This is a genomic window from Lentisphaera profundi, from assembly GCF_028728065.1.
Classification (GTDB): domain Bacteria; phylum Verrucomicrobiota; class Lentisphaeria; order Lentisphaerales; family Lentisphaeraceae; genus Lentisphaera; species Lentisphaera profundi.
Window position 1 is genome coordinate 692,455 of the sequence record NZ_CP117812.1, and the last position, 11,954, is coordinate 704,408.

The 11,954-nt window shown below is 41.7% G+C and carries 8 protein-coding genes; 7 read left to right on the forward strand and 1 reads right to left on the reverse strand.

Annotation, left to right across the window (positions count from 1 at the left end):
• Positions 1-28 precede the first annotated feature (28 nt).
• Complete coding sequence (locus tag PQO03_RS14335; RefSeq protein WP_274153875.1) at positions 29-685, forward strand: type II secretion system protein; 657 nt, start codon at positions 29-31, stop codon at positions 683-685.
• Positions 686-739: 54 nt separating this feature from the next.
• On the opposite strand, the gene PQO03_RS14340 is transcribed toward PQO03_RS14335, so the two are convergent.
• A complete protein-coding gene (locus PQO03_RS14340) occupies positions 740-2,185 on the reverse strand; it encodes a transposase (protein WP_274150944.1) in 1,446 nt (481 codons plus the stop codon).
• 471 nt (positions 2,186-2,656) lie between these two features.
• On the opposite strand from PQO03_RS14340, the gene PQO03_RS14345 reads away from it, so the two are divergent.
• The 6 genes from PQO03_RS14345 to PQO03_RS14370 all read left to right on the forward strand — a co-directional run bounded on the left by PQO03_RS14345 (position 2,657) and on the right by PQO03_RS14370 (position 11,941).
• The gene (locus PQO03_RS14345; protein WP_274153876.1) at positions 2,657-3,310 is read left to right on the forward strand and encodes a type II secretion system protein; all 654 of its coding nucleotides are present in this window, start codon (positions 2,657-2,659) and stop codon (positions 3,308-3,310) included.
• A 214-nt stretch (positions 3,311-3,524) separates the two neighbouring features.
• Entirely contained in the window at positions 3,525-3,830 is a 306-nt protein-coding gene (locus tag PQO03_RS14350; RefSeq protein ID WP_274153877.1) for a nucleoside triphosphate pyrophosphohydrolase family protein, read from the forward strand.
• A 200-nt stretch (positions 3,831-4,030) separates the two neighbouring features.
• On the forward strand, positions 4,031-6,121 hold the full coding sequence (locus PQO03_RS14355; RefSeq protein WP_274153878.1) for a sulfatase family protein: 2,091 nt from the start codon (positions 4,031-4,033) through the stop codon (positions 6,119-6,121).
• 63 nt (positions 6,122-6,184) lie between these two features.
• Entirely contained in the window at positions 6,185-7,072 is an 888-nt protein-coding gene (locus PQO03_RS14360) for an alpha/beta hydrolase family protein (protein WP_274153879.1), read from the forward strand.
• 28 nt (positions 7,073-7,100) lie between these two features.
• Positions 7,101-9,899, forward strand: coding sequence for a PA14 domain-containing protein (locus PQO03_RS14365; RefSeq protein WP_274153880.1), 2,799 nt, complete (start codon positions 7,101-7,103; stop codon positions 9,897-9,899).
• Between the two features lie 548 nt (positions 9,900-10,447).
• On the forward strand, positions 10,448-11,941 hold the full coding sequence (locus PQO03_RS14370) for a phosphomannomutase (protein ID WP_274153881.1): 1,494 nt from the start codon (positions 10,448-10,450) through the stop codon (positions 11,939-11,941).
• The last annotated feature ends 13 nt before the right edge of the window (positions 11,942-11,954 follow it).

Sequence of the window (11,954 nt, forward strand, 5' to 3'; positions counted from 1 at the left end):
AGGGTTACTTTAAGACAAAGGATTTTTCATGAAAATAAGCCAGCGCAAATTTACTCTTATTGAGCTATTGCTTGTTATTGCCATTATCAGCATTTTGGCGAGCCTGCTCTTGCCCACTTTAAGTAAAGCCCGCGAACGAGGCAAATCAGCAGTCTGCTTAGGTAACTTAAAGCAGGTGGGGGTCGCCACCTTCATGTATGTAATGGACAATGACACTTATTTTCATAAAGGGCACCATAAGGCGCCGCAGGCATACGAAGAATATCAGGGTATCTCAACGAAAATGTGGGAATGTCCCTCAGATAAAGGGAATTGGGCCAATGGTGGTGCAGTGGTGCCAGATGGTAGAACCACTTTTGAACGCAGGGGCAGTAGTTATCATTGGAATGAGAATGCCGTTTATGATAAAGACAAATCAATCAATAATGTAACAGTCCCTAAGGATTATGTCTTAACAAGTAGTAGGTCCCTAATGGGCTCGTGGGGTACAGGAAGTAACCCAGCAAATGCTCCTAATAATTTCATGTGGCACTTTGAAAAGTCTTTAAAATTCCCCCTGCTCTTTGCCGATGGCCATGCGAGCTTCATTTATTACGGTCCAATTTTTGATACTATTCCAGCTTACTTTAAGTACCTTAACTATTCTAAAGGACAATATCCTTTTTATTGTAATGACTCCTTCTAAATTATATGGGTTGTAAGTCCTAGTAGCCTGTCTGGCAAGATGCACTCCGACATTCTATGCGGCGACCTCAACCTCTATTTGACATAATAACTGGCAGATCCTTTCCAAGTTGAATCCTATGGCGCTTATGAGAGTTTCTTGACGAACCCTCTTTAAGCCACAAACGGTAAATCGCTCAAGGTTGTGATAGTTCTTCAGCTTTGAAATACCTGCTTCGGAAATTGATCGGATATTTCTCGCAAGTTGGTAGTTTTCACTCTCATAAATATCTTCTCCTAAGAGCTTCTTTCCCTTTGAGCCACTAACACTGACTAATGTCGCCCCTTTTTCGATGGCATCATCTAAATTGGCGGCAGAGCTATATCCGTCATCCACACTGATCATCATTGCGGTCTCGCCCGTCATCTTTTTATTTTCATCAAGGCAATTACTGAAGGCCTTGCTGTCACTAGTATTTCCAGATTCTAGGGTGAATGATGTCAGAAAACCATTGGCACTAAAGGCGAAATTTGGTCGGTAGCCAAATACGGTTTCTCGACCACCCTTTTTAATAAATGCTGCATCATTATCACTCATGCTGTAAATTTTCCGTGCCGTCTTCGTATCGTAGTCCTTAGGAGCCATGTTGAAGCGATGTTCAACCATCAAAACTTTATCTATGAAGCGAGATAGACATTCGTCAATCATCAGAACTTTGGCACTTTCACAGTGTTGTTTAATTTGAGGAAGAGTCTTCTCCAGGCGAATAATAAATTTTCGGCACCTCGGTAAAAGTTCTTGCGTATAAAACTTTTGCCTCATTTTTCTTGCTCCTTTTTTTCCTTTAAGCATAGAGATCTCGAAATCCAGTTTACTCATATAATCACAGTAATTTTGCAGGCGTTTGAGAGGGATCTTTCTGCGCTCAACACAGGGAAGCTGATCATGAACGTCACTGATATTTTTCATCATTTTACAACTAAGGTTCTTTAGTAATTGACTATCGACAGGCCACGCTGAATCGGCCTTAATGGCTGTAGAATCAATAATCACTGCTGAAAAATCATCCAGGCCACACTCCTTAACGCAGTTCAAAATAGCTTGATGAAAAAGATTAAGGGTCTTCTCAGAAAGAGCAGAGACTTGTTCATGAATCGTATTGCGTGAAGGGAAGCTTCCTATGCCCAAGCGCCCAATAAACTGCTGCAAGGAACTATTCTCACATAGCATACTATAGCCTCGTTCACCGTAACAATTATCATAAAAGTGACGGGCTATGAACAACGCCACCACCAATTCAGCTGGGGGGTGTTTTTGGGTAGAGCTGTTTTTAAACTCGCGGTTTCTAGTGGCGGCTCTATCTTTACTCAACTGAAGTTGATCATCTTCAATTGCCTTTTTGATCTCTTGAAATTCAGGACGAAGTATGATTTGCCCCGCAATCTTCAATGGTCCGCATAAAATTCCTATAGTTTGCCGTAATTCCTCGATGAAATATTCGGGAAAAAGAGTATCGTACATTGAAAGTCCCACTTGCTGTTATTGTCGGTGTAAGCTACTACAATATAGGCGATTAAGTGGGATTTTTTATTGGAAATTATAACTTTAAGCTATTTTTTAATAGCACTTGAGAATGATCTGTCGGAGTGCATCTGGCAAGATCTTTGGCTAGGCGACTAAGAAGCTTTGCCCCTAGTTTATGGGGATTCATTTTGATTTGTTCGCCTTCGTTGACTTACAGCTTTTTTTAAAAGATCTTCTGGTATTCATGTAGAAAGTTCTGAAAATAAAATCCCTAGGAGATTATTACAAAGCTAGCTCACGGATTTAGCTAGTATAAAGTCCTTGAGCTGATTAGCTATTTTTTTATATCCATGAGTGATGAAAGTGCACAATGAAAATATTATTTTGATTTATTTTCAAGGGCTTGTTTAGAATGATGAAATCATTGTTAATAGACTCTTTAAAGGAAACTAAAAGTTGAGATCAAATATGAAAAATAAAAAATTCACTCTTATTGAGCTATTGGTTGTTATTGCCATTATCGGCATTTTGGCGAGCCTGCTCTTGCCCACTTTAAGTAAAGCCCGCGAACGGGGAAAATCAGCAGTCTGCTTAGGTAACTTAAAGCAGGTGGGGGTCGCCACCTTTATGTATGTAATGGACAATGACACTTATTTTCATAAAGGGCACCATAAGGCGCCGCAGGCATACGAAGAATACCTTGGTATCTCAACGAAAATGTGGGAATGCCCCTCAGATAAAGGCAATTGGGATGACGGTGGTGGTGCAGTGGTGCCAGATGGTAGAACGACTTATGAAAGAAGAGGCAGTAGTTACCATTGGAATGAATATGCCGTTTATGATAAGAATAAATCAATCAATAATGTAACGGTTCCTAAGGATTATGTTTTAACAAGTAGTCGATCCCTGATGGGGTCGTGGGGTACAGGATCTAACCCAGCTAATGCACCAAATAATTTCATGTGGCACTTTGAAAAGTCTTTAAAATTCCCCATGCTCTTTGCCGATGGTCACGCGAATTTTATTTATTACGGTCCAGTTTTTGATACTATTCCAGCCTACTTTAAGTACAAGGATTATGCTAAAGGACAATTCCCTTTTTATTGCAATGATAATAGGTAAATGAATATTGTGAGATTTAATATGTGATGAAGCAGCTGGTCGACTCAGTTGCTTTTTTTGTTGGTGAGCTTAATTATTGGCGTACAGTTGTGGGTACTTTACTTAGGGCTTAATAAAGAAGGTTTAGAAGAGTATCCACCCTTTAGGGCAACTAAAAAAGTCATGGTTTGAAGTTATATTTTTTGGATTATAAACAATAAACCTGGTGGGATAAATGACTTTGAATGAATTGATTTTAGAAATTTGCCGCAATGCCGATTGGTATGCTGAAAAATTTCAGGTGAAAGTGGATAAAGAATTTGCGGCATTAAGTTTAGTAAAAGAAATCGGACAATTTGCTGAAGCACGCATGATTGAGCAGGGAATTGCAATAAAAAAGTTAAATGATGTAGAGTCAAAAGACCGTATGACGCAGGAGCTTGTCGATATCATTGCTTTAGCAATCATTAATGCAGATCTCCATAAGATCGATCTTGAAAAAGCCCTTAAGGATAAATGGATCAAAAAGACGGGAAGCTAAAATAATCCCTGTAAAGCAAGCCCGGGAGAGCAGGCGTCTCGCCAGCATAAATAAACCTCACTTTCTATAAACCCTGGGAGCACGGGCGTCTCGCCAGCATAAATAAATCTTATTTTGTAAAAAATATTTAAAACTGTTAAGTTTTTTGTTTGCGTGGTTAATTAAGTCATAAACAAGTTTAACTAAATTAGGGTTTATATATGATGAAAGGAATTTTTTGCAGTCTCTTAGTAGGTTTGACAGGGGTGATTAGTCAGCTCCAGGCCGCAGCAAGTGAAAAACCAAACATTGTTTGGATAGTAAGCGAAGATAATGGAGCTCGTTGGTTAGGCGCTTATGGAAATCCGGCAAAGCCGACGCCGACTCTAGATAAAATGGCCACGGAGGGTTTTTTATTTACCAATACCTATGCTTCGGTGCCCGTATGTGCGCCCCAGCGTTCGACTTGGATTACCGGCATCAATGCGATTTCCATGGGAACTCAGGGGATGCGAAGTGCTTTTGAGGTCCCTGGCCACATTAAGTATTACCCAGAGATTTTCCAAGAGATCGGCTACTATACGAGCAAAGGTGATGATGCCAAGAGCGACTACAACTTACGTGGGCCACGTGGGCGCAATGCCAATGATACTTGGAATGATTCCAAGAAAATTGTTTGGGAAAACTTAAAGAAAAACCAACCCTTCATTCACGTATTTAATACACATGCCACGCATGAATCACGTTCCTTCGGAGGTTTTAAGCCCGAGAAAGATAAAGTGGAAAAAGCGCAGGATTTAGCCTCTTATCACCCCGATCTTCCGGGAATGCACTTTGTGTACGATAAATACAATAAGTGCATGATGAAGCTCGATGGTGAAGTCGCGGGCTGGCTAAAGGATCTTGAAGATAATGGCCTCGCAGAAAATACGATTGTTATCTATTCGTCAGATCATGGTGGTGTATTGCCACGATCCAAGCGTTACCTTTATAATAGTGGGACCCATTGCCCCTTGATTGTGCGCATTCCGCAAAAATTTAAGCATTTGTATCCTGCGTCAAAGCCGGGCATGAAAGTGGATGAATTGGTGAGCTTCACTGATTTTCCCAAGACTTGGTTGAGCCTGGGGGGAGCGACTTCAGAACAAGTTAAGCAGATGCAGGGGCGAGTTTTTCTGGGTAAAAACAAAGAGGCTAAGCCCGAGTATGTTTTTTCCTTTAGGAATCGCATGGATGATCGCATGGATATGGTGCGTTCGGTTCGTGATGACAAGTATTTATATATTCGTAATTACATGCCCTTTGTACCCAATGGCCAGTTCTTGCCTTATACTTATAATATGGAGGCGACACGTGCCTGGAAGCAGTATTTCCTCGATGGCAAAACGAATGAAATTGAATCCCGCTTCTTTGGTGATCATCGTGAGAGTGATGAGTTCTACCTCTATAATGAAGATTATGATAACGTCAAGAATGTGGCCTTGGCACACAAGTCTGATATACAAAAAATGCGTCGTGCCTTACGCGAATGGCAGCTTAAAATTTTCGATAGTGGCTTCATATCTGAATATGATATGGTTAAGGAGCTTCGTAAGCATGAGCTCACAGCCTATGAATACGTACGCAAGCCCGAGCTCTACCCCTTGGCGGAATATATCGAGATGGCCGATAAGTCTTTAGAATATGATCCAGCTAATATTTCGCTCTTTGTCGACTCATTAGACGATAAATATATTGGTAAACGTCATTGGTCGGTATTGGGTCTTTTGAACTTGAGCTTCGCAGGTAAGTTAAAGGCGAACGCGAAAGTTCTAAGCGCACTCGAGTCCTTCATAAATCGCAAAGATGAATCAACACTTCAGCAGGCCTATGCGAGCTGGATCTTGATTCGCGAGGGCAAACAATCGGCGGGACTCGCAAAAATTCGTGCCATAGCTAAGGATGGAAATCAGTCTAGGACGATGATCAATATGCTGGATTGGATTCAATTTAAATATGTAAAAAACGTAGCTATTGAGTATTTTGTTGACGGTGAGATGGGGGGAGTTGACTCAGTGCGAGTCCTCGCAAGTGTCTTGATTGAGAATGGTTCGCCTGAGCTTGCCGACTTGACCGAGCAGTCCGAAAAACTGCGGCATTTAATCAAAGCTAAAGAAGGGCGCATCAAAAAGCTTAAAGCGGGTAAAGAGAAAAAATACTCACCTGAGCGTGTGCAAACTGAGATCAAAAAAACTCAGGGGGAGCTAGATAAGTATGAAGTCGAACGAAAAGCCATTCTCGAAAAGATGAGAAGCTTTATTTCTCAGTTTTAAATTTACTGATGAGCATTGGTATTTATGGAAGCTTTCGTTGTAGAATGAAAATGGGAGTTTGACTTGAAGTATATTTTAAGCCTTCTCGTAGTAGTTTTTGCGACAAACGCAAAAGACTTGCGTAATGATGATTATTTCATTGCTCAGACTTGGGCACAGGAAAGTGATTACCAACGAAAATACATTGTGCGAGTACCCGAAAAATCCGCTCAAAAGAAATGGCCTGTCTTTATTTTCTTGCATGGCAATGGAGGCAAGGCTGAGGCATCAATGAAAAAATTCATGAAGCAGGAGAAGCTGCTCAAGGATCATTTTATTATGGTTTTCCCTCAAGGCTATAAAGCGAGTTGGAACATCGTTTCGGAGCGAGCCAAGTCGAATGACCTTGCCTTTGTGGAATCGATCATTAAGGAATTACAGAAGTACGATAATGTTGATGCGACTAAGTTCAGTATCATGGGGAATTCCAATGGAGCGGCCCTAGTTAATCAGATTGCCATAGAGACTCAGATGACTTGTATAAAAAATTACATTTCAGCTGTGAGCCCCCTCAATGGCTACCAATACGATGGTAAGAACTTTAAAAAATGCGGGCATAATAATAATTATATTGAGGTAGCCAATCCACTCAAAGGGATTCGCCTATTAAATATATCTGGAACTCAGGATGGCTTAGTTCCCTATGAAGGTGGCGACTCTAAACGAATCCCCGCTAAAGACGGAAAACTTCCTTTTGTCGCAGCTGAGGAGTCAATTTTTATATGGGCCAAAGCGATGGGCTATACGGGAGATAAGTTAGAGAAGGGTGAACGATTAAACAAAAAAGTAGAAAAGTTTTCTTACCTAAATGGGGATCTAATTCATTATAAAGTTGATGGCGGTCACGGTGCAGGAGGTTCCATAGGAGATGCTTTATTACTGGAGTTTCTATTAGGTGAATCACTCAGATGAAAATCATAAAAATAATTAGAGTTGTGTAATGGAAATAGATTTTAATTGTCATGGTTGTGGATTGCAGTTGGCTGCTCCAAGTGAGATGGCGGGCTTGCATGTGCGTTGTGATCACTGTGATATGAAGCAAGAAGTGCCTGCGAGTTCACAAGAAATTAGTTTTTCTTGCGGGGGTTGCGCAAGATCTTTGTCAGCTCCAATCAACTACGTAGGCGGCAAAGTTCGTTGCGATCATTGCGAAACAAAAATGCTTGTGCCAAAAGCGGGGGACGAAGCTCGAATCATAGAAGAGACAAAAGTTCATGTAGTCTCTCATCCCACACCTTTAGATCCAGTAGATGTACATAGTCCGGAAGCTGAAAATACGATAGATTTGGATAATCTTTTAGATCGTGATCACGATTTAGTAGCCAGTGTAGTTACTGAACAAGATTTTAAAGTCGAAGAGCCATGTCCAAAAGAATCGCTGAGTCAAAGAGCAAAAAACTCTCGAAAAAGACAAAAATCCTCCTCGGGCTTAAGTATCTTTGTCCTTAGTTTTCTGTTGGTATTTACTGTTATTATTTGTGTAATCTATCAGAAGAAGATAAAAATAAATGATGATTCATCAATGGCACAAAGTGCTGAGTCTTCAGCGGCTGAATACGAGCCCGTCTTTGGGGCAGCCTCGAGCCCTGGCGAGCTGAATCAAAATTTGGAGGTGTCGGAACCATTAAGCCAAAAGCATATAGAAATTGTGGAGCGTATGGTTCAGCTGCCCAAGCCATTGATAATGCGTGATTGGTTAAAAGTATCCCAGAAATACTATCAATTCATAATGCGTCCAGGTTATGAACTTGATGGTCATTTATTGATGAAAGTGAGTCCTCGAGGCAAGGATGCGGGTCAGTATGCGATCAATGCTAATTACTTATCGAGTCAATCAGGGCAAGAGGCTTGGGATTGTGAGTTTTATGATAATATGAATTTCTCAGGTACAGCAATACTTAAACGGCTTGATAGAGATATTAACTTTAACTGGAAGCACGGCAAGCCACTAGAAGAAATTGCTCGCGATAAATTCTCTGTTAGATGGTCGACAAGTTTGACCGCGCCAGAGACGCGGACTTATAAATTCTTTCTGAAATCGGATGATAGCGCACGCCTGAGTATTGATGGCAAACAAGTGATGGGCAAACTTAATGGTCTCGTGAAAACCTCGGCTGAAATCAAACTGACTAAAGGACAAAAATATGAGCTAGTACTTGAGTTTAAGGAAGTAGGAGGCGAGGCCTACGTTTACTTCAATTGGGATTATCAATCGCCTGCAGAACGTGAAGAAATGAAACGCAATACCACCTTTGATTTACGCATGCCCTCTTACCGTCATAGTAAGCCAGGGGGTGAAATATTCACCAATGTATCTGCAGTTGTGGGGGCCAAAATGGTGGGGATTGATCCGGTTAAATTAGTGGGTTTTGATATCTTGAAGTCTGTTAAGCTTTGGTATGATGAAAAGCATGGACTCTACCGTCATGGACCAGGTCAAAATAGTCCGGAGCTGCATTCGGGAATATATGGTTATTGGAGTTCAGTCTATGGAGTGATGTTAGCGGATCTCTTTCCTGAGGACCCTGATTTTCTCAATCAAGTTAAAGCGTCTACAGATGCTTTCTTAGCGATAGCTAAGGGTCTGGGTTGCCCAGATAAGCCTGATTTTGATACCTTGGGTTTTAACTTTGAAACAAATGCTCCGGGGGGACGAAATGAACCGATGAATCGCTACGGGAATTCTCCTATAGTGGCTTGGATGAACTTGTTGGGTTATCAGCTTCAGGGAAAGCAAGAGATGCTGGAATGTGCACGTTCAGCGATGCGCTATTATACAGAAAATCCTGGACGTTATGAATTGACTCATGTGATGGCTCCTTATGTGGCTTCAAAACTCAATGCTGAACATGGAGATCAATTTGATCTAGCCAAAATCTACGAGGTATGGTTCGGTGGAGGCGGTGAAAAGAAAATTTGGCGAATTACTGCAGGAGAAGAATTTGATGGGGTGACAGTAGATGGTCTTGATGGCGCTGTTTGGAAAAGTGGAAATTTCCTTTGCTTCACCATGGGCTCACTCAATGGACCCGCCTGGTTATTGCCTGCTTTGCGTTATGATCAAACTTATGCACGAGCAATAGCTAAGTATTCGCTTAATATGGCGAACTCTATGCGTTTGATGCAGGGCTATAAGCAGGACTGGAATCGCCAGGATCACAAAGATTGGAAGGATAAATTTGACCCCGAATACCTTTTGTTCTACGAAGCCTTGGGGAGTGCGGAGTTTAGTGATAAAAGACTGTATAGTCCCTATGCGACAGGAGACCCGATTCGCTTGGGTTGGGGGACTCCTAAAGTGGAGCGCAAGGATTATTTAGCTCAGAAAAAAGAATGGTTCTCGAAAACATCTAATAATTTAGGTATGTATATGGGCAATCATGTGGGTCTGCTCGGGGCCATTTGTGAAAAAACAAATGTCGAAGGGATCTTGCGTTGGGATTGCCTGAAAACTGAGTGGCTACACGAAAAAGCTCATCCGACCTTTTTGTATTGGAATCCTCATAGCAGCGCAAAAAAAGTGAATATAGATATTGATGACAAAGTTAAAGGCTTAGTAGATGTCTACGATAGCGTCAGTCAAAAATTCATTGCGACGGGGCTGAAATCAGGGCAAAAAATTCGAATGGAAGCAGATCAAAGTATGCTTTTAATTATGGTGCCTCATGGTGCTGAAATAAGTCGTGAAGCTTCACAACTGAAAGCCAATGGCATAGTTATTGATTATCAGCTTAAATAATTTCCCTTAATTTTAAAGTCTGCCTCACTCCAGCGTGGACTGATTTTCACCCGAAGGGTCATTTATCCGCCCGTCGATGGGTGGCAAGCCTCGCAGGGAAGGGGACGGAGTCCCAGGGCTTTAAATAAAATAAAAAACATAAAGGGGAATTAATCGCCTCACTCTAGCGTAGGCTGGTTTTTACCCGTAGGGTCATTTATCCGCCCGTCGACGGGTGGCAAGCCTCGCAGGGAAGGGGACGGAGTCCCAAGGCTTTAAATAAAATAAAAAACATAAAGGGGAATTGATTCGCCTCACTCCGGCGGGGAGGTGCTGCCACACGGGCGGGTGAAAAAAGAGGAGGCGGATAAAAAGGGAGTAGCTAAACAAAAAAAAGGGGGGGGTATTATTACGTAATAAAAATTATATTACTCAATTGTTTTCTTACTTAATGCCCTCTTATGGCTAGGATCAATAAAAAATAAACGACTATAGTTACTTGTAATAATGTCATTTCGTATTATTTATAAGTATTACGTAACAAAATAATTATTACATGGATTTAGACTATGCCAAAAATTTTATATATCGAAGAATTAATGGAAGTGAGTGGAGTTAAGTTTGGAACCTCTGGTGCCCGAGGCTTAGCCCTGGCAATGAGTGATGAAGTTTGCTATGCCTACACAAAAGCATTTTTGACACATCTCGAAACTAGCAAGGGTATTAAGGCGGGTGGTGAAGTGGCCATTGCCGGTGATCTGCGTCCCTCTTCACCTAGGATTTGTGCGGCAGTGGCAAAAGCCGCTGAAGATATGGGCTATAAGGCTCTGTACTGCGGCGAGATTCCATCACCTGCAGTGGCGTATTATGGTTTTTGTAATGAGGTGCCTTCAGTGATGGTAACGGGAAGTCATATTCCGGATGATCGCAATGGTATAAAGTATAACACCGCGTTTGGCGAGATTCTTAAGCAGGATGAAGAAGGTATTCGCAGTCAGAAAGTTGAAATTCCAGAGGGTGTTTTTGATGAGCAGGGTTTTTTTGTGGAGCCCCATGAATTAGGCGCAGTCTATAAAGCGGCCGAGGATGAATACATTAAGCGTTATAGCGATTTTTTTAGTAGCGATACTTTAGCTGGTTTGAGGCTTGGTGTTTACGAGCACAGTTGCGTAGGCCGCGACACCATGAAAAATATTTATGAAAAATTGGGTGCCAAAGTTATAGGTCTGGGTCGCAGTGAAAAGTTTATCCCTGTGGATACTGAAGCGATTCGTCCAGAAGATGTAAAATTGGCGTCGAACTGGGCCCGAGAGAGTGAATTTGATGCGCTCTTAAGTGCCGATGGCGATTGTGATCGTCCACTCATTGCCGATGAAAAAGGGCAGTGGTTACGAGGTGACGTGGCGGGTATTTTATGTGCGCGATTTCTGAAAGCGGATGCGGTAGCCACGCCAGTGAGTTGTAACTCAGCACTTGAACTCAGTGAAGAATTTAAAAGTGTAAAGCGAACTAGGATAGGCAGCCCCTATGTAATTGCCGCGATGAAAGAAGCCTCTGAATCGGGATCAAAAATGGTTGTTGCTTATGAAGCGAATGGTGGTTTTTTAACAAATTCAGATTTTGTACTTGGAGATAAGACTCTGAGTGCCTTGCCCACACGTGATGCGGTGATTTTGCATATTGCACTCTTAGTAGAGATGAAAAATCGTGGCTGTCGTTTAAGTGATTTACTGACGACACTACCTGAGCGTTATACTATTTCCGATCGCTTGAAAGAATTCCCGACTCAAATGTCGAATAAAAAGCTCAGTGAATTTAGCGCGCAAACTCCGGTGCAAAATAATCTCAATATCGAGCTCATTTTTGGTGAACTTTGTGGCCAGGTGAAGTCAGTGGATACAACTGATGGCGTCCGTGTAAATTTTGCAAATAAGGAAGTGATTCATTTGCGTCCTTCAGGTAATGCCCCCGAATTGCGTTGTTATAACGAAGCCGGTTCAGAAAAACGTGCCATAGAACTCAATCAAGCATGCATGGAAATAATGACTGCTTGGCAAGAGTAAGGGAGAATTAATT

Bases quoted from the DNA above. Each gene is read 5' to 3' on its own strand.
- PQO03_RS14335 (WP_274153875.1), top strand. From the start codon at position 29: ATGAAAATAAGCCAGCGCAAATTTACTCTTATTGAGCTATTGCTTGTT.
- PQO03_RS14340 (WP_274150944.1), bottom strand. From the start codon at position 2,185: ATGTACGATACTCTTTTTCCCGAATATTTCATCGAGGAATTACGGCAA.
- PQO03_RS14345 (WP_274153876.1), top strand. From the start codon at position 2,657: ATGAAAAATAAAAAATTCACTCTTATTGAGCTATTGGTTGTTATTGCC.
- PQO03_RS14350 (WP_274153877.1), top strand. From the start codon at position 3,525: ATGACTTTGAATGAATTGATTTTAGAAATTTGCCGCAATGCCGATTGG.
- PQO03_RS14355 (WP_274153878.1), top strand. From the start codon at position 4,031: ATGATGAAAGGAATTTTTTGCAGTCTCTTAGTAGGTTTGACAGGGGTG.
- PQO03_RS14365 (WP_274153880.1), top strand. From the start codon at position 7,101: ATGGAAATAGATTTTAATTGTCATGGTTGTGGATTGCAGTTGGCTGCT.
- PQO03_RS14370 (WP_274153881.1), top strand. From the start codon at position 10,448: ATGCCAAAAATTTTATATATCGAAGAATTAATGGAAGTGAGTGGAGTT.